The sequence below is a fragment of the Micromonospora taraxaci genome (assembly GCF_007830095.1).
GTDB classification, from domain to species: Bacteria; Actinomycetota; Actinomycetes; order Mycobacteriales; family Micromonosporaceae; genus Micromonospora; species Micromonospora taraxaci.
Map to the genome: position 1 here is coordinate 412,750 of NZ_VIWZ01000002.1, position 16,581 is coordinate 429,330.

Genomic DNA, 16,581 nt, shown 5'->3' on the forward strand with positions numbered 1-16,581 from the left:
GGTGGTACGCCGACCCGGCCGCCGCTCTCAGTAGCTGCTGCTGCTGCCGCTGCTGTTGCCCGTCGTGACCGCGAAGATGATCGCGGCGACGTAGAAGGCGATGCCCAGCACCATCAGCGCGGTGATGATCCAGCCGACGATGATGCCGGCCTTCGCCATTCCCTCACCGCCCTCGCCGCTGACCCGGATCTGCTTCTGCGCCACGTGGCCGAGGATCGCCCCGATCGGCGCGGTGATGCCGCAGGTGGTGACGCCAACCAGGGCCAGCACCAGCGAGGCGATGGCCAGCCCGTTGGTCTTCGGCTGCGCCGGGTAGCCGTATCCGGGGTGCTGCGGCGGGTAGCCGGGCGGCCCGTACGCCACCGGCTGCCCCGGCGGCATCTTCGCACCCGCGTACGGGTCGCCCGGCGTGTACGGATCCACGGGCGCGTACGGGTCGCCCGGCGCGTACGGATTGGCGGGGCCGGGCTGGGTGGGTACCGGCTGACCGGCCACCAGGGTCGGGTCCGGTGCGGGGCTCGACGGCTGAGCCGACCACGTGGGGTCGCTCCAGCCGCCGGGCGGCGGGGGATTTGTCATACGAACTCTCCGTCAGGTCGGTTGCGGCATCAGGGTAGCCAGCACCGCCCAAACCCGACGCCCCCACTACCGGGTGCCGCGTTGCTCGGGCAGGTCCTAGCGGGCAGGATCCTGGCATGGCATTCGACGCGCGCGCCGCGGACCGTTCCGGCAGCCGACCCAGACGGGACGTCAGCCGCCCAGGCGTCGCCCGGCGTGCCCGTACGGCAGCGCCGACGGGCAGTTCCGGTTCCGACGAGCCGGTCGCGCTCGGCGATCCGGTGACCATGCGGCTCGACGGTCGGGTCGCCCTGGTGACCGGGGCGGGCAGCCCGGACGGCATCGGGTACGCCACCGCCCGCCGTCTCGCCGACCTGGGCGCCCGGGTGGCCATCGTCTCCACCACCCGGCGCATCCACGAGCGGGCCGGTGAGCTGGGGGTGACCGGTTTCGTAGCGGACCTGACCGACGAGTCCGAGGTCGGTGCGCTCGCCGACGCGGTCGCCGAGCAGTTGGGCGACGTCGAGGTGCTGGTCAACAACGCCGGTCTGGCCAGCCGCGCCAGCCAGGGAGTGCTGCGGCCGGTCGCCCAGCTGACCTACGACGAGTGGCGCGGTGAGATCGACCGCAACCTGTCCACAGCGTTCCTGTGCAGCCGCGCGTTCATCGGAGGCATGGCCGAGCGGGGCTGGGGTCGGATCGTCAACCTCGCCGCCACGGCCGGCCCGGTCAACGCCCTGCCCACCGAGGCCGCGTACGCGGCGGCGAAGGCAGGGGTCGTCGGGCTGACCCGGGCGTTGGCCATGGAGATGATCGCCGACGGCGTGACAGTGAACGCGGTGGCGCCGGGCACGATCTACACCGCCGCGTCCACGATGGCCGAGATCAAGCAGGGGTTGGGCACTCCGGTGGGTCGACCGGGCACCCCGGACGAGGTCGCCGCGGCGATCAGCTTCCTCTGCTCGCCGGCAGCCTCGTACATCACGGGTCAGATGCTGGTGGTGGACGGCGGCAACAGCGTCCGCGAGGCCCGGTTCCGCTGACCTCGGCGGCCCACGACGGCCCGTCGGTCAGTAGCCGCTGCCGTCACCGTTGTTGCCCAGGGCGACGAGCGCCAGCCAGCCGCAGCAGGCCAGCACCGTGAGCCCGGTGAAGACGTAACCGAGGATCAGGCCCCAGGTGGCGAGCTGGTCGCCGTCCTCACCGCTGGTGCGGATCTGCCGCTTGGCCACGTGGCCGAGGACGGCGCCGGCCGGCGGGAACACGAACGCGAACACCAGCGACAGGATCGCGAGCACGTTGGTGCCCCGGCCCGGGCCGCCGGGTGGCGGGCCGTACTGACCGTAGGGGCCCTGCGGGGGGTACGGCGGCTGCTGCGGGCCCTGGTGCGCGTACGGCGACGGGTCGTCCGCTGGTGGCCCGTACGGTGAGCGTTCCGCCGGTAGCTCGAACGCCGGCTGGTCCGATGGTGGCTGCCCGGGTGGCGGCGGCGCGTACGGCGACTGGTCCCGTGGTGGCTCGTAGGGCGACGGTGGCGGCTCGTCCCCTGGTGGTCCCGACGGCGGCGGGTAGCTCACTGCTGCACTCCTCCTGCCGGTGCCGGAAAAGTCCCTCTTGCCGGACGCTACCCGCAGCGGTGAACCTTTTCACAGCGGTTGTGTGGACTGGTCACCTTGGCCTCGCCGACCCCCGAGGTCGATACTTACCCAGCGTTCAGTTACCCATGAGTAGTGCGCGGATCCCCGGAGGCTGAGATGGCTCGACTCGCCCAGACGCCCGGCCTGACCGATGTGCAACAGTCGATCCTGGAGACCGTTCGGGACTTCGCCGACAAGGAGATCATCCCGCACGCGCAGCGGCTGGAGCACGCCGACGAGTACCCCAACGACATCCTCGACGGCATGCGCGAGATGGGGCTGTTCGGCCTCACCATCGACGAGGAGTACGGCGGCCTGGGCGAGTCGCTGCTCACGTACGCGCTGGTGGTGGAGCAGCTGTCCCGGGGCTGGATGTCGATCTCCGGCATCGTCAACACCCACTTCATCGTGGCGTACCTGATCTCCCAGCACGGCTCCGCCGAGCAGAAAGCCCGCCTCCTGCCGAAGATGGCCACCGGCGAGGTGCGCGGAGCGTTCTCCATGTCCGAGCCGGAGACCGGCTCCGACGTCTCGGCGATCAAGTCCCGGGCCGTCCGTGACGGCGACAACTACGTGCTCAACGGGCAGAAGATGTGGCTCACCAACGGTGCCTACTCCTCGGTGGTGGCCACCCTGGTCAAGACCGACACCGGCGCGGAGTCCGTCTACGGCAACATGAGCACCTTCCTGCTGGAGAAGGAGCCGGGCTTCGGCGAGACCGCCCCCGGCCTCACCATCCCCGGCAAGATCGAGAAGATGGGTTACAAGGGCGTCGAGACCACCGAGATGGTGCTCGACGGGGTGACGGTGCCCGACTCGGCGATCCTCGGCGGTGCCGACCAGGTGGGCCGGGGCTTCTACCAGATGATGGACGGCATCGAGGTGGGCCGGGTCAACGTGGCCGCCCGCGCCTGCGGCATCTCCATCCGCGCGTTCGAGCTGGCGGTCGGTTACGCCCAGCAGCGCAAGACCTTCGGCCAGCCCCTCGCCAAGCACCAGGCCATCGCCTTCAAGCTCGCCGAGATGGGCACGAAGATCGAGGCGGCGCACGCCCTCATGGTCAACGCCGCCCGCCTCAAGGACGCCGGCCAGCGCAACGACGTCGAGGCCGGGATGGCCAAGCTGCTCGCCTCGGAATACTGCGCAGAGGTCGTCCAGGAGGCGTTCCGCATCCACGGCGGCTACGGCTACTCCAAGGAGTACGAGATCGAGCGGCTGATGCGGGAGGCCCCGTTCCTGCTCATCGGCGAGGGCACCTCGGAGATCCAGAAGACCATCATCTCCCGCGGTCTCCTGAAGGAATACAAGCTCTGACCGCCCGCCCTTGCCTCGTCGATCATGGAGTTGTGGTGGGCACAAAAGCGGCCTACAACCGCAAGTCCGGCACCACGACCCCACGATCGACGGGGTAGGGCAGGGGGCGGGCGGGATCAGGCGAGGCGGGTCAGGTCGCCGGCGGCGCGTTCGACGATGAGGCACCGGTCCTCGACGTACTCCATGCCGGCCTCCTCGGCGATCCGCCGCGCCTCGGCCGAGACGATGCCCAGTTGCAGCCAGACCGCCGGGGCGCCGATCGCCGCCGCGTCCCGGACCACCTGCACGGCGTCGGCTGCCGGCCGGAACACGTCCACCAGGTCGACCGGGTGCGGGATGTCGGCCAGCGTCGGGTACGCCCGCTCTCCGAACAGCTCGTCGACAGTGGGGTTGACCGGGATGATGCGCCAGCCGTACCGCTGCATCTGCAACGGCACGGAGTGCGCGGCCTTCAAGGGGTCGCGGGACGCACCCACGACGGCGATCACGGCGGAGTCGGCGAGGATCTGCTGAGCGGTACGCACCCGCCGACTGTAGCTCCGAGCCCGACTACAGCAAGGTCAGTTGTTCGGCTGCCGACGGTGGCGGTGGCTCGGGCAGGTTGCGGTTGTCGCCTCGCTCGCCGCGGTGCATCCCGTGCCGGCGGGCGGCGATCCGCACCCGTGCGGTCACCTCCCGCTGGTACGCCTGCGGGGCGTACGCACCGGCCCGGTACAGCTCGCGGTAGCGGGGCACCAGGTGTGGGTGCTCACGGGCGAGCCAGGGCGCGTACCACTCCCGTGCGCCGGGGCGCAGGTGCAGAGGCAGCGCGGTCACGCTGGTCGCCCCGGCCGCCGCGATCGCCGACACGGTGGCGTCGATCGACGCGTCGTCGTCGCTGAGGCCGGGCAGGATCGGGGCCATCAGCACCCCGACGGAGAAGCCGGCGTCGGCGAGTGCCCGCACTGCGTCCAACCGGCGGCGTGGGTGTGGCGTGCCCGGCTCGACGGAACGCCAGAGCTGCTCGTCGACGAACCCCACGGAGAACGAGATGCCCACGCTGGTGACCTCGGCGGCCTGGCGCAGCAGGGGCAGGTCACGCAGGATCAGCGTGCCCTTGGTCAGGATCGAGAACGGGTTGGCGAAGTCCCGTAGGGCCGCGATGATCTGCGGCATCAACCGGTAGCGGCCCTCGGCCCGCTGGTAGCAGTCGACGTTGGTGCCCATCGCCACGTGCGCACCCCGCCACTTCGGCGCGGCCAGCTCCCGCCGTACCAGCTCACCGGCGTTGACCTTGACGATCACCTTCCGGTCGAAGTCCGCACCGGCATCGAGGTCGAGGTAGGTGTGGGTGTTTCTGGCAAAGCAGTTGTGGCTGACCACTCCGTTGGCGATGAAGTCGCCGGTGCCGGTGGTGATGTCCCACAGCGGCAACTCCAGCCCGAGAGCTTGAATGTCGACGACCTTGAGTGCGGCCTTGCACTTCAGGGCGGCACCCGCGATCGACCGTTTGCGGGTGATCGCCGGGTCGGTCAGGTGGAAGAACCGGAGCCGGGCGGCGAGACCTCCGGTCAGCCGGATCTGCCGCACCCGGTTGGGGCGGCCGTGATCTTCTCGGACGTACGAGAACCCGAACCGTCGAAGCGCGTCCGTCGCCTGGTCGAGGATCGCGTCGTCGCTGTTGCTGATGCGCAGGATGCCCCCGCTGCAACTGCCCTCGGCGTCGAAGATGCCTGCCAGGAAGCCGAGCCGCCACTCGTCGCTGGGACTGACCGGCCATTGGATCAGCCCGGTGATCCTCTCGATATCCCCTCTCTTGGAGGTGCGGATGGCCGACACGGCTCGGCGTGTGGCGCTGGCCGGTGTGAACGAGAAACGCCTTGTCTCGACGCCCTCCTGGGCAAGGTAGCGCTCACTTCTACTCAACGCCTCGTCATCGATCAGCGCCAGACGGAACCGATGCACTACCCCGTAGGAGTACGAGAAGGTGCCGAGGTGAGCGTCGCCCCGCACCATCCCGCAGAGGTAGCCCCGCCGGTAGTCAAGTGATTCCTTGGGCCCCGCTGCGAAACGGCCCGTGCCGATGAGGCGATTGTTGGTGGTCAGGTAGGGGCGTTGGCCTTCGCCCTGCATGGCACCGGTGACGTACTTCCAGCCGCGGTCAGAGAGGAACCGGTGGTCTCCGCTCGCGATGAGCGTGGTGCCGTCCGTCAGGGTCACTCGGTATGCGGGTTTCACTGTGGACCACTTGTCGAGGACGGTGGTGACCACATATCGGCGGTAGGCGCCGCGGCGCTCGGTGCCATAGATGCGGTCGCCGGGCGTCAGTTCGCTGATCGGCTTCGTGCGTCCGTCCGCCATCAAAATGGGGGTGTCGCCCGATACGCAGTAGACACATGCATGAGTGCATCCACGGTACGGGTTGATGGTCCACTCGAAGGGGACGCGGGACTGCCCGGGAACCCGGTTGAGGATGGACTTGGCCTGCACCTCGTAGAAGGTCATCCCGGCGAACTCGGGGGTGTCGAAGGTGCGGGCGACGGCGCCGGGCAGCGCCAGCGGCAGGGGTGGCGTCGCTGGCGCTGCCCGCTCGGGGTCTCCCTCAACCGGGGGAGCGGTGAGGTTGTCCCAGCGCATGGGCACTATTCGAACACGTGTACGAGCCCGGCGCAAGTGACCCGCCGTACACCGGTGGGTGTTCGGGTGGTTGGTGAGGGGAGGATGGACCCATGGAGACGTCGACCTTCGTCTACGACGGGGACTGCGCGTTCTGCACGCAGTGCGCGGATTTCATTGCCCGCCGCATTCCGACCGGCGCGCGGGTGGTGCCCTGGCAGTTCGCCGACCTGGACGCGCTCGGCCTCACAGTGGCCGAGTGTGAGGAGGCCGTGCAGTGGGTCGGTTCGGACGGCGTACGCGCCGCCGGCCCGGATGCCATCGCGAAGCTGCTGGCCGGCAGCGGCCCGGTCTGGCGGGTGGCCGGTGCGGGCCTGCGGTTCCCGCTGGTACGCGTCGCGGCCTGGCCGGTGTACCGCTGGGTGGCACGCAACCGGCACCGCCTGCCCGGCGGCACGGCGGCCTGTTCCCTTCCGCAGGAAGCCCGCGAACGGCTCTACGGCCCGGCTGGACGCCCGACCACCGAGGCCTGATCGCCGAGCGGCGGCGACTCCGCACCGGCATCCGCCCGGATCTGTTCTGGCGGTGTCGGCAGGGGCGCGGCGGTGCCGCGGCCGACGAGCCGGCGGGCCCAGACCAGCGGGCGGACCCGTTCCAGCGGCAGGAAGCTGGTCATCGCGGCCAGGTGCGGCGCGAACGAGATCGTGATGGTCGCGATGGTGACCGCGTGGAACGAGTAGAAGAAGCCGACCATGGCGTGTCGCCAGCGGGGTGGCAGGAAGAAGACCAACGGGCTGAGCAGCTCGAACGCCACGATGCCGAACTGGGCGACGATCAGCAGGTACGGCACCTGGGCGATGAGGTCGGCCAGGTCGGTGCCGCGCCGGATGATCGCGCGGGCCAGCACCGAGCCGGTCAGCCAGTCCAGGCCGCCGAAGCGCAGCTTGGCGAAGGCGGCCAGGAAGTACGTGCAGATCACCGCGATCTGGGTGACTCGCAGAGCCCAGCCGCCGGCCTCGGTGCGGGTGGTGTCGCCGTGCCGGGCCCGCCCGGCGGTCGGGAGCACAGCCAGCGCGACGAGTAGCCCGAACCGGTCGTGGTCGACCTTTCCGTAGCTCATCGCGATGATCATCCACTCCAGGTACAGCGCGCAGACCGCCCAACCGAGCAGGCGGGGTGCTCGTCCGGTCGCGGCGAGGAGGGCGAGCGCCAGCAACGACCAGAAGATCACCGTCACCAGCGTCTCGGTCGGCGTCGGCAGGGGGAGCGCGCGGCCGATCAGCAACGGCTGGTACAGGTCGCCGGGCACGCTGACGCGGGTGCGCACCCAGGGGGTGAAGATCACCAGGTCGGCGGCGACGAAGAGGTAGATCAGCGTCCGGAACGCGGCCACCCGACCTCGGGGGACGGCCTCGGTCAGCCAGCGGGTCATCGGGGTGCCTGCCAGCTGACGACTGTCTGGTCGGTGTGCTGCCCGGTCGGCCGACCGGCGCGGATGCCGTGCCAGCGGATGACGATGCGGACCTCGACCAGCTCGGGGGCGTCCGGGTGGCGTTCGGCGTACGCGTCGGCGACCTCGGTGAGCAGCGTCGGGTCGGCGGCGTACCGGGCCTGCTGACCCTCGATCTCGGCGCGGCGGATGCCGGTCGCATCCTGGTCGAGGTCGATCACCGTCCCGGCGCTGTTCACTCCCTCGACGCGGGTGTCGGGGGCGGGCGCGTTCGGCGGGTTGGAGGTGGAGTACATCCGGAACGGGCCGAACGGGAAGTCGTCGTCGCTGCCCCAGAAGGTGCCGACCAGTAGCAGGGCGAGGCCGAGGGCGGTCGCGCCGAGCCGGGTCACGCGCCCGCGGGTGGTCAGGGTCTCCATCGGGTCGTGACGATACGGGATGTACCGGCCGTGCCGGGTCCCACCGACGGTCAGTTCGGCCTGCCCGGGTAGGTGATCATGCAAATGCTTCCGGGAGTACGACGAAGGCCGGGCCCGCACCGGGCCCGGCCTTTCGTGTCGTTCGGACGACTCAGTGGTTGTGCTCGGCCAGCTGCTTGCGGACGTCGTCCATGTCCAGGGCCTCGACCTGCTCGATCAGGTTTTCCAGCGCCGACTCGGGGAGGGCGCCCGGCTGGGCGAAGACGATGACGCCGTCGCGGATCGCCATGATCGTGGGGATCGACCGGATGTCGAACTTGGCGCCCAACTCCTGCTGGGCCTCGGTGTCGACCTTGCCGAACACGATGTTCTGGTGCTTTTCCGAGGAGCGCTCGTAGACCGGGGCGAACCGCTTGCACGGACCACACCAGTCGGCCCAGAAGTCGACCAGGACGATGCCGTCGTTGCCGGTCACCTCGTCGAAGTTCGCCGAGGTCAGCTCAACGGTTGCCATTGCACTCTCCGATCACCGCGGTTTGTCTACGACCCGTAGAACCCGGGCTGACCGTATCGAATTCCCGGGGGGTGGGTCACGAAACGTGGCAGGTCCAGCCAGGGGGCCGGGGACCATCGACTTACGTCTGTTTCTCCCCGACCTGCGGAACGCAAATGCATGACGCACTTGCGTGACCTGCGGTAATGGGAGCGTTTCCAAGGAGATCCACCCGATTGAGCTCTACGAATCGGTAACTTGGGCCGTGACAAGGAGGTATCCGGCCTGCGGAGATCGCTGATCAACCTCCGAATCGTCACCGAGAGTAGTGTTACAAAAAGATAAATGTGACGCCGATCTCTGTCGAACCTACGCTGTCGTAGGGCAGACTTCTCGGCATCAGAGCGTGGGCGGCGGGTGCCGGGGAGGGCCCCGCCGCTCATTGCGTCTCCCCCCGGGTGCCAGTGGCCGGTGTGACTTTTCCACCGCCGACGCGCCCCGCCAGTCGCCTTAACCTTCGGTAAGGCATGCTGTGCCGAACTCCATCGCCGCCCGTCGAAGGGGACCAGGATGCAGTTCGGCCGCTACTACGAGGAGTTCGAGGTCGGCGCGGTCTACCGGCACTGGCCGGGCAAGACCGTCACCGAGTACGACGACCACCTCTTCTGCCTGCTCACCATGAACCACCACCCGCTGCACATGGACGCGCACTACGCCGAGACGGCCAGCCAGTTCAAGCGCAACGTGGTGGTCGGCAACTACATCTACTCGCTGCTGCTCGGCATGTCGGTGCCCGACGTGAGTGGGAAGGCCATCGCCAACCTGGAGGTCGAGTCGCTGCGGCACGTCGCGCCGACCTTCCACGGCGACACCATCTACGGCGAGACCACGGTGCTCGACAAGCGTGAGTCCGGCTCCAAGCCCGACCGGGGCGTGGTGTCGGTGGAGACCCGCGGCTACAACCAGGACGGCACCATGGTCTGCGTCTTCCGGCGCAAGGTCATGGTCCCCAAACGGGAGTACGCGGCGAGCGCCGTCCCCGACGGGGTGGATCCCGAACGGCCCAGCTTCCCCGAGCCGCGGTGAGCGGCACGGCGGGCTGACCGCCGACGGACTCCGGGGCCTTTCCCGCAGCGCGTTTGCTGTGGAAGAGGCCCCGCTCCCGTGCGCGGGGCATATGCTGACGCCGGAGGTTCCGATGAGCCACTCCGTCGCCGGAGAGCCGCCCTCTGCCGGCCGTCGAGCCGCACCGTCGACCACGGCTGCCTATTCCGCCGCCGAGTGGGACCTGCTCACCGGTCTGCCCGGCCGGGTTCTCGTGGCTGCTGCCGCCTCCGGCCCGGGCCGCGCCGAGCGGGGGGTCATGGCCGGTCTCGCCGGTCTGGACGCCGTGGCCGCGGGCCGCGCCTTCGACAGCGATCTCGTCCGTGCGGTGGTCGCCGCGATCTACGCCCGGCACGACGGCACCCCGCACCCCACCGAGCAGCTCACCGATCTGGTGGACCTGTTGGCCGCCTGCCGGGCGGCGAACCGGGTTCTGCGGCGGCGCGCCGACCCCGCCGACTCTGCCGCGTACCGCCAGTGGGTGCAGTCGGTCGCGGCCCGGGTGTGCCGCGCGGTGCCCAGCCCCGGCGAACGTCGGGTGGACCACCTGGCCACCCCGGCGGACCGGCGCTTCCTGGACCGGCTCGGCGCCGCCCTTGGGCTGCGGTGACCCGGCAGGCCGTCGCAGTGAGCGCCGACGTGGTCCGTACCCTCTGATGACCGTGACCGAAGACCAGCTCGAGGTGGGTGTGGGCCCCTGGCCGGGGGACCTGCCGGACGACCCGCGTTACGACAGGCAGTTGCTGGCCGAGGGGGACCGGCGCAACGTCGTCGACCGCTACCGCTACTGGCGGCACGAGGCGATCGTCGCCGACCTGGACCAGCACCGACACGGTTTCCACGTCGCCATTGAGAACTGGCAGCACGACTTCAACATCGGCACTGTGGTCCGCAACGCCAACGCGTTCAACGCCGCCGAGGTGCACATCGTCGGACGGCGACGGTGGAACCGGCGCGGCGCGATGGTCACCGATCGGTACCAGCACGTGCGACACCACGAGACGATCGAGGAGTTCGTGGCCTGGGCGGACGAGCGCCGGCTGCCGGTGTTCGGCATCGACAACCTGCCCGGGTCGCGTCCGCTGGAGACCGGCACCCTGCCCCGGGACTGCGTACTGCTGTTCGGTCAGGAGGGCCCCGGGCTCTCCGCGCCGGCCCGAGCGGCGTGCGCCCAGCTCTACTCCATCGCCCAGTACGGCTCGACGAGGTCGATCAACGCGGGTGTGGCCAGCGGCATCGCGATGCACGCCTGGATTCGCGCCCACGCCGGTCCGCCGCCGGACTGATCCGCGCCCGGACGCCGAATTGGACGTTCCCACTTGACGTGCCGACGGTACGGGGTGACGGTGGGGATGTGAGTGTCGCGGTGAGTTGTCCGAGATGCGGGGGCCCGGTACGGGCGCCGGATCTGATGCACACCGACTCGAGATGCCTGCGCTGCGGCCCGGTGCCGCCGCTGCACGTGCCCGAGCACATCGGAGCGGACATCGTGGCGAGCGTGGTGGAGCGGATCACCGCGACCGCGGATCCGCCGGTGACGCCGCTCTGGTGCCCGTGGCCGCTGCCGACCGGCTGGACGCTCACCGGCGTGGCGTACGCCGGGGACGACCGGACCGGAGTGCGCGCGACAGCCGTGGCCTGCGCGGGCCCGGCGCCCCTCGGCGGCGGTCCGGCGGACCTGGTCTTCGTGGCCGAGGAGCCGGGCGTCGGCCTGGGCACCCGGCTCGCCGGACTGGCCGGGCCGGACCCGGGCCCGGAGCTGGCCGACGCGTTGACCGACCCTGGGCCTGGTCATCCCGACCACGTCGGGCAGGCCAGGATCAGGGTCGCCGGGCATCCCACTCCACTGTGGTTGGTGAATTCTCCGACGGATCGAAGCGCGTACGCGGGCGAAGCTCGGGGAATGTGGCTCCATGCGATAGCCTGGCCCGCGAGTGCGGGTCACCTGCTCGCGGAAGATGTCGTGCTACACGACCTGACCGAGTGGACTCCACCCGAGCTCGTGTACGGCGCACCGTCCCCGTACTTACCCGGGAGACCTTGACAAGTCTCTCGGTTTGACGGAGAACGGACGCAGATATTCACTGTACGACACCACACTGATACTCTGGGTGCCGCTGCGGTAATGGGACCCGGCGCCGCGCGAGAGGATGGCCCGCCATGGTCAAGAAGGTCCTCACCTGGGCCGGAATCGCATTCTTGATCTTCTTCGTCGCCTACCGGCCAAACTCTGCGGCTGACGTGTTCAAGTCGCTCGGCGGCGGGATCATGGATATTGCCCAGGGGTTCGGCGACTTCTTCACCAGTCTCGTCGCCTAGCCGCCGATGGGTAGCCCCTCCGGTCCACCCTTCGACCCGGACGACCCTGACCGGGAGCGCCGCGAGCGCGACACTGAGCCGATCCCGCGGATCGGGCCCGATGACGGCCCGGGCTACGGTGCCGGTCCCGGCCTGTCCGATGGTCCGTCCCTTTCGGACGACGTCGGCTACGGCGACGGGCCCGGCTATGCCGGCCAGGGGCGTTCCGGTCGTGGGTGGATCCGTGATCCGGAGGCCGGCTATCAGCCACCCCAGATCTCCGAGGACGAGCTGGCCGGGTTGCGCGCCGACGCGGCCGGCTCGACACCTCGTCGGGTGCTGCCTCTGGAGGACGAGCCCAGCTCGCTGGTGGCTCGCTACCTCTTCCCCACCGAGCGCTACCGGGGTGAGTGGAAGCGGCACTGGATCCACCTCACCAACCCGCTGTTGATCGGCATCGCGGCGACCTTCGTGCTCGGCTACCTCTCCGGCTTCCTCGCCGGGCAGGACGTGGGCGCGCTGACCACCATCGCCGTGCTGCTCTGGTTCGCCGTGATGGGCTGGGTGGCGTGGAAGGTCGCGGACTGGTGGTATGACCGTTTCATCCTGACCAACAAGCGGGTCATGGTGGTCAACGGCATCGTCACCCGCAAGGTGGCCATGATGCCGCTGGTCCGGGTCACCGACATGAAGTACGAACAGACCCCGACCGGTCGAGCGCTCAACTACGGCACCTTCGTGCTGGAGTCCGCCGGCCAGGAGCAGGCCCTCCGCGAAATCAAGAACCTGCCCAACCCGAACGAGCTCTACCTGCGCGTCGTCGAGGAGATGTACGAGCCGCAGGCAGTCGAGGCGCGGCTCGGCAAGGAGGCCGACGAAGCCAAGGCCGACGACGGGGCGTGAAGCTTTTCGACCGAACATCGGAGTAAGTGCGCACCTTTCGTCATGGACCGGAACGCCTCTGACGTGGCACTCTGCCAGGACGACTGGGGTGTGGAGGTGGGCGGTGGCGAGCAGGGACTCGTTGGAGGAGCAGTTCCGCGAGTTCGTCGCGGCGCGCTCCGCCGCGCTCCTGCGCACCGCTTATCTGCTCACCGGCGACTGGGCCACGGCCGAGGATCTGCTCCAGACGGCACTGACGAAGACCTACCTCGCGTGGAAGCGGCTCGGCGGGATCGAGGCCGTCGAACCGTACGCCCGGCGTGTGATGGTCAACACATCCACGAGCTGGTGGCGGCGGCGTTGGCACGGTGAACGCCCGACCGAGGTGCTGCCGGAACGGGCCGGTGTCGACGAGATCGAGCAGCAGCTCGACCGTGACCTGCTCTGGCGGCATCTGAGGCAGTTGCCCAACCGGCAGCGGGCGGTGTTGGTGCTGCGCTACTACGAGGACATGTCGGAGGCGCAGACCGCCGCGATGCTGGACATCTCACCGGGCACGGTGAAGAGCCAGACGTCCCGAGCCCTGGCCACGCTGCGCCGGCGGATGGGAGCCGACGCGGCGGAGCTTCCCGCCGCAGCCGGTGCTGCCGGTCGGCCGGCCGCAGCCGGTGTCGTCCGCCCGACCGCCGCGGGCGCCCCGAACGGGCAGCTCCCGACCACCGGCGCCGCCGCACCGCCGCGCCCCCGGCAGACAGCCGGTCGGGCCGCTCTCCGCCCGGCCACACCGCGTCCGGTCGTCCCGCAGGTCGTGTTGCCCACCGCCCCGGCGGCCGTGCCCGTCGGCACGGGCTCCGGGGAGCAGCAGTGAGCGGATTGCCAGGCCGGGCCGACAACCTGACGGCCGGGTTGAAGCGTTCATACGAGGTGCGGCCTGACGAGCTGGAAGGGGCGGTGCGGGAGAGCCTCTCGCACCAGGTGACCCTTGCCCGCCCGCTGAGCGCCGACCCCGCCGGCCAGGCGATTCGACGTGCGAACCGGATCCGGCGGCGGCGTACCGGGGTCGGGCTCGCGCTCGCGGCAGCCGTCACCGTGCTGCTGGGCGCCGGCATGGTCCAACTCGGTGCGGGAACCGGGCGGGACGGCACGCCCATCGTGGTGATCGGTGATCCGGACCGGTCCAACCGGCCGGTCCCCACGGCCAGCGTTCCCGGTGCCGAATCCTCGTCCGGGACGTCCGCCTCCCTGATCGTGAGCGAGACCCTGGTCAACCCCGACGGGCAGCGGCTGGTGCTGCGCGACATCGGGCCGGCCGAACACGCCCAACTCCTGCCCGGTGGAGACGGTTGGTTGGTGGTCAGCACGCCGACCACCGCCGGCCGCACCCTCTGGGTCGTGCAGGACGACGGCCTGGTGCAGGTGCTGCTCGCCGGTGCAGGCTCGATCGTCCTGGCACCGGACAGCCGACAGGTCGCCTGGCGCGACGGCGGTGACCTGTTCGTGGCGGGGGTGGTCGGCACCCAGCTCATCGGCGCGGCGCGCACCCCGGTGCCGGCAGCCGCGGAGCCCATCCGGTTCGTCGGTGACAGCGTGCTGGTCCGGCTCGACACCGCGAGTGCCGGTCACACCCTCTGGCGGCCGGGCGCCGGGCAGTTGCCCGCAGCCGTCGACCGGCAGACCCTCAACGTCTACGGAGAACTGCCCGACGGGCGACTGGTCGGCCAGACCGTCGCGACCGACCCCGGCGGGACCTGCCTGGCCGTACTCGACCCGACGCGCCACCTGCAGCCGGTGGAGTCCAGCTGTGATGCGGACCTGACCCGGGACGGCGTGGGCGGGGTCTCCACCGACGGGCGGTGGCTGCTGGTGAACGGACGGGTGGGCAAGGCCAGCCGTGCGCTCCTGATCGACCTGCGACGACTCGGGCCCGCGCCGACCGCCGTTCCGGCCGGGCCGCCGATGACCGGCGCGATCGTCTGGAGCAACGACACCCAGGCCGTGTACCTCGACGACGGTGGTGACCTGGTCCGGGTCGACGTCGGCCGGGTACGGGCCGGGAAACCGGCGACTCCCGCGCCGGTGCCCGACGTGCCAGCCGGGGACCGACCCGTACTGGTCAGCAGCTTCTGATCCACCGGTCGGAACGACCTCCGCGAGGCAGGCTCGGTGCTCCCTCGGTAGCGTCATGAGGTGACCTCGCGTACCGGTGCCCCGCGGATCGACCTGCACACCCACTCGACAGCCAGCGACGGCACGTTGACCCCGGTCGAGCTGGTCCGGGCCGCAGGCACGGCAGGGCTGGACGTGTTGGCGATCACCGACCACGACACCACCGCCGGCTGGGCGGCGGCCGTCGGCGCGTTGCCGCCCGGACTGCGCCTGATCCGAGGTGCGGAGCTCTCCTGTCGCTGGTCCGGCACCGAACCCGCGGTGCCGCTGCACCTGCTGGCGTACCTGTTCGACCCGGACCACCCCGAACTGGTGGCCGAGCTGGCCCGGGTGCGGGCCGCCCGGGAAGATCGCGGCGAACGGATCGTCGCGCTGTTGCGCGCCGACGGCATCGACGTGAGCTGGCCGGAGATCCTGGCCGGTGCGGACGGAGGGACCGTGGGACGGCCGCACATCGCGCAGGCGCTGATCCGGGCCGGTCTGGTCGGCAGCACCCGGGAGGCGTTCGGCTCGGACTGGCTGGGCGAACGGTACCGGCTACCCAAGGACGACATCGACGTGTTCCAGGCGGTCCGGCTGGTGCGATCGGCCGGCGGTGTGCCGGTCTTCGCCCATCCCCGGGCCACCCGCCGTGGCCGGGTGGTGCCCGACGAGTTGATCACCGAGTTGGCCGCCGCCGGACTTGCCGGGCTCGAGGCCGACCACGAGGACCACAGCCCCGCCGAGCGTGCGCACGTCCGGGCGCTCGCCGCCGACCTGGGCCTGCTCGTCACCGGCTCCTCGGATTTCCACGGCACGCACAAGACCGTGCAGCTCGGTGCGTTCAGCACAGGCGTCGAGGCGTACGAGCGGATCGTCGCCGAAGGGGTGACCGAGGTCGCTTCCGGCTGATCTGCGTTTCGGCGGAATACGGCGCGGCTAGGTTGATCACGTGGATCTGAAGCTGTTCGGCGAGGTTTTCGTGACCCTGCTGGTGATCACTGACCCCCCGGGCATGATGCCGATCTTCCTGGCGTTGACCGGTCCGCTACCCGCCCGCGACCGCAACCGGGCGGCCTGGCAGGCCGTCGCGTTGGCGTTGGGCGTGATCGTGATCTTCGCGGTGGCGGGTCAGACCCTGCTGGACTACCTGCACGTGGACCTGCCGGCGTTGCAGGCGGCCGGTGGGCTGCTGCTCGTACTCGTCGCCCTGGAGTTGCTCACCGGCAAGACCGACGGCCCCAGCACGGACGCCACCTCGAACATCGCCCTGGTGCCGCTGGGCACCCCGCTGCTGGCCGGTCCGGGGGCCATCGTGGCCACCATGCTCTTCGTCCAGCAGGCCGACGGCCTGGGCGACTACACCGCCATCGCCGTGGCGATCCTCGCCGTGATGGTCGCCGTCTGGATCGTCCTGCGCTTCTCCGGCGGCATCGTGAAGATCCTGCGGCCCGGTGGCATCGAGGTGCTGACCAGGATCGCCGGCCTGCTGCTGGCCGCGATCGCCGTGCAGCTCATCGCCGACGCCGTGTTCGCCTTCGTCACGCACTACGTGAACATGACCTGACCGGCACACCCACGCTGTCGGAGGTGGATGGCAGGATCGCAGGGTGCGACGATCCTCATCAGCGGGACGGCCAGCGGCCGGTGGCCGGGCCCCCCGACAACGCGACGGCGGTGCCGAGC

General features: G+C 70.3%; 20 protein-coding genes. 13 read left to right on the forward strand and 7 right to left on the reverse strand.

Going from position 1 to position 16,581, the window contains the following annotated elements; all coding sequences use genetic code 11:
• Positions 1-27 precede the first annotated feature (27 nt).
• A complete protein-coding gene (locus FHU34_RS31040) occupies positions 28-579 on the reverse strand; it encodes a DUF4190 domain-containing protein (RefSeq protein ID WP_145786177.1) in 552 nt (183 codons plus the stop codon).
• 116 nt (positions 580-695) lie between these two features.
• Here FHU34_RS31040 and FHU34_RS31045 point away from each other — a divergent pair, with 116 nt between their 5' ends.
• Entirely contained in the window at positions 696-1,601 is a 906-nt protein-coding gene (locus FHU34_RS31045; protein WP_145786178.1) for an SDR family NAD(P)-dependent oxidoreductase, read from the forward strand.
• 27 nt (positions 1,602-1,628) lie between these two features.
• Here the strand turns inward: FHU34_RS31045 and FHU34_RS31050 are convergent, their stop codons facing one another.
• Positions 1,629-2,135 carry a DUF4190 domain-containing protein gene (locus FHU34_RS31050; RefSeq protein ID WP_145786179.1) on the reverse strand — a complete coding sequence of 169 codons (507 nt, stop codon included), beginning with the start codon at positions 2,133-2,135 and terminating at the stop codon, positions 1,629-1,631.
• Between the two features lie 177 nt (positions 2,136-2,312).
• Here FHU34_RS31050 and FHU34_RS31055 point away from each other — a divergent pair, with 177 nt between their 5' ends.
• The gene (locus FHU34_RS31055; RefSeq protein ID WP_145786180.1) at positions 2,313-3,509 is read left to right on the forward strand and encodes an acyl-CoA dehydrogenase family protein; all 1,197 of its coding nucleotides are present in this window, start codon (positions 2,313-2,315) and stop codon (positions 3,507-3,509) included.
• A 116-nt stretch (positions 3,510-3,625) separates the two neighbouring features.
• Here FHU34_RS31055 and FHU34_RS31060 read toward each other — a convergent pair whose 3' ends face one another.
• Together FHU34_RS31060 and FHU34_RS31065 are read right to left on the reverse strand one after the other, a co-directional pair.
• Positions 3,626-4,033 carry a CoA-binding protein gene (locus tag FHU34_RS31060; RefSeq protein WP_145786181.1) on the reverse strand — a complete coding sequence of 136 codons (408 nt, stop codon included), beginning with the start codon at positions 4,031-4,033 and terminating at the stop codon, positions 3,626-3,628.
• A 25-nt stretch (positions 4,034-4,058) separates the two neighbouring features.
• On the reverse strand, positions 4,059-6,125 hold the full coding sequence (locus FHU34_RS31065; protein WP_145786182.1) for an intein-containing Rv2578c family radical SAM protein: 2,067 nt from the start codon (positions 6,123-6,125) through the stop codon (positions 4,059-4,061).
• Positions 6,126-6,217: 92 nt separating this feature from the next.
• Between FHU34_RS31065 and FHU34_RS31070 the strand changes: the two genes are divergently transcribed.
• The gene (locus FHU34_RS31070) at positions 6,218-6,637 is read left to right on the forward strand and encodes a thiol-disulfide oxidoreductase DCC family protein (RefSeq protein ID WP_145786183.1); all 420 of its coding nucleotides are present in this window, start codon (positions 6,218-6,220) and stop codon (positions 6,635-6,637) included.
• Here FHU34_RS31070 and FHU34_RS31075 read toward each other — a convergent pair.
• The 3 genes from FHU34_RS31075 to trxA all read right to left on the reverse strand — a co-directional run bounded on the left by FHU34_RS31075 (position 6,601) and on the right by trxA (position 8,487).
• Positions 6,601-7,536 (reverse strand): HTTM domain-containing protein, encoded by a 936-nt coding sequence (locus FHU34_RS31075; protein ID WP_145786184.1) that lies wholly within the window; start codon positions 7,534-7,536, stop codon positions 6,601-6,603. The two genes, FHU34_RS31070 and FHU34_RS31075, sit on opposite strands and share 37 nt — an antisense overlap.
• A complete protein-coding gene (locus tag FHU34_RS31080) occupies positions 7,533-7,973 on the reverse strand; it encodes a hypothetical protein (protein ID WP_145786185.1) in 441 nt (146 codons plus the stop codon). Before FHU34_RS31080 ends, FHU34_RS31075 begins: the two co-directional genes overlap by 4 nt.
• A 151-nt stretch (positions 7,974-8,124) precedes the next feature.
• The gene (gene trxA, locus FHU34_RS31085; protein ID WP_030329190.1) at positions 8,125-8,487 is read right to left on the reverse strand and encodes a thioredoxin; all 363 of its coding nucleotides are present in this window, start codon (positions 8,485-8,487) and stop codon (positions 8,125-8,127) included.
• A gap of 549 nt (positions 8,488-9,036) precedes the next feature.
• Between trxA and FHU34_RS31090 the strand changes: the two genes are divergently transcribed.
• From FHU34_RS31090 to FHU34_RS31130, 10 genes are all read left to right on the forward strand, one after another.
• Positions 9,037-9,552, forward strand: coding sequence for a MaoC family dehydratase (locus tag FHU34_RS31090; RefSeq protein WP_145786186.1), 516 nt, complete (start codon positions 9,037-9,039; stop codon positions 9,550-9,552).
• A 112-nt stretch (positions 9,553-9,664) separates the two neighbouring features.
• Complete coding sequence (locus FHU34_RS31095; RefSeq protein WP_145786187.1) at positions 9,665-10,180, forward strand: hypothetical protein; 516 nt, start codon at positions 9,665-9,667, stop codon at positions 10,178-10,180.
• 52 nt (positions 10,181-10,232) lie between these two features.
• Positions 10,233-10,856: a TrmH family RNA methyltransferase gene (locus FHU34_RS31100; protein ID WP_145786485.1), complete on the forward strand. Its 624-nt coding sequence runs from the start codon at positions 10,233-10,235 to the stop codon at positions 10,854-10,856.
• 80 nt (positions 10,857-10,936) lie between these two features.
• Positions 10,937-11,614: a DUF6758 family protein gene (locus tag FHU34_RS31105; protein ID WP_341874463.1), complete on the forward strand. Its 678-nt coding sequence runs from the start codon at positions 10,937-10,939 to the stop codon at positions 11,612-11,614.
• 116 nt (positions 11,615-11,730) lie between these two features.
• Positions 11,731-11,889 (forward strand): hypothetical protein, encoded by a 159-nt coding sequence (locus FHU34_RS33175; protein ID WP_007455302.1) that lies wholly within the window; start codon positions 11,731-11,733, stop codon positions 11,887-11,889.
• A 6-nt stretch (positions 11,890-11,895) separates the two neighbouring features.
• Positions 11,896-12,771 carry a PH domain-containing protein gene (locus FHU34_RS31110; RefSeq protein WP_145786189.1) on the forward strand — a complete coding sequence of 292 codons (876 nt, stop codon included), beginning with the start codon at positions 11,896-11,898 and terminating at the stop codon, positions 12,769-12,771.
• A gap of 103 nt (positions 12,772-12,874) precedes the next feature.
• Positions 12,875-13,618, forward strand: coding sequence for a SigE family RNA polymerase sigma factor (locus FHU34_RS31115; protein WP_145786190.1), 744 nt, complete (start codon positions 12,875-12,877; stop codon positions 13,616-13,618).
• Entirely contained in the window at positions 13,615-14,877 is a 1,263-nt protein-coding gene (locus tag FHU34_RS31120) for a hypothetical protein (RefSeq protein WP_145786191.1), read from the forward strand. Before FHU34_RS31115 ends, FHU34_RS31120 begins: the two co-directional genes overlap by 4 nt.
• A gap of 60 nt (positions 14,878-14,937) precedes the next feature.
• On the forward strand, positions 14,938-15,807 hold the full coding sequence (locus FHU34_RS31125) for a PHP domain-containing protein (RefSeq protein WP_145786192.1): 870 nt from the start codon (positions 14,938-14,940) through the stop codon (positions 15,805-15,807).
• Positions 15,808-15,847: 40 nt separating this feature from the next.
• Positions 15,848-16,462, forward strand: a complete 615-nt coding sequence (locus FHU34_RS31130) for a MarC family protein (RefSeq protein ID WP_145786193.1) — start codon at positions 15,848-15,850, stop codon at positions 16,460-16,462.
• Positions 16,463-16,581: the final 119 nt, after the last annotated feature.

What these genes read in the sequence shown, in the direction of transcription:
- FHU34_RS31040 (WP_145786177.1), bottom strand. Translation starts at nt 579, where the DNA reads ATGACAAATCCCCCGCCGCCCGGCGGCTGGAGCGACCCCACGTGGTCG.
- FHU34_RS31045 (WP_145786178.1), top strand. Translation starts at nt 696, where the DNA reads ATGGCATTCGACGCGCGCGCCGCGGACCGTTCCGGCAGCCGACCCAGA.
- FHU34_RS31055 (WP_145786180.1), top strand. Translation starts at nt 2,313, where the DNA reads ATGGCTCGACTCGCCCAGACGCCCGGCCTGACCGATGTGCAACAGTCG.
- FHU34_RS31065 (WP_145786182.1), bottom strand. Translation starts at nt 6,125, where the DNA reads ATGCGCTGGGACAACCTCACCGCTCCCCCGGTTGAGGGAGACCCCGAG.
- FHU34_RS31070 (WP_145786183.1), top strand. Translation starts at nt 6,218, where the DNA reads ATGGAGACGTCGACCTTCGTCTACGACGGGGACTGCGCGTTCTGCACG.
- FHU34_RS31075 (WP_145786184.1), bottom strand. Translation starts at nt 7,536, where the DNA reads ATGACCCGCTGGCTGACCGAGGCCGTCCCCCGAGGTCGGGTGGCCGCG.
- FHU34_RS31080 (WP_145786185.1), bottom strand. Translation starts at nt 7,973, where the DNA reads ATGGAGACCCTGACCACCCGCGGGCGCGTGACCCGGCTCGGCGCGACC.
- trxA (WP_030329190.1), bottom strand. Translation starts at nt 8,487, where the DNA reads ATGGCAACCGTTGAGCTGACCTCGGCGAACTTCGACGAGGTGACCGGC.
- FHU34_RS31090 (WP_145786186.1), top strand. Translation starts at nt 9,037, where the DNA reads ATGCAGTTCGGCCGCTACTACGAGGAGTTCGAGGTCGGCGCGGTCTAC.
- FHU34_RS31095 (WP_145786187.1), top strand. Translation starts at nt 9,665, where the DNA reads ATGAGCCACTCCGTCGCCGGAGAGCCGCCCTCTGCCGGCCGTCGAGCC.
- FHU34_RS33175 (WP_007455302.1), top strand. Translation starts at nt 11,731, where the DNA reads ATGGTCAAGAAGGTCCTCACCTGGGCCGGAATCGCATTCTTGATCTTC.
- FHU34_RS31110 (WP_145786189.1), top strand. Translation starts at nt 11,896, where the DNA reads ATGGGTAGCCCCTCCGGTCCACCCTTCGACCCGGACGACCCTGACCGG.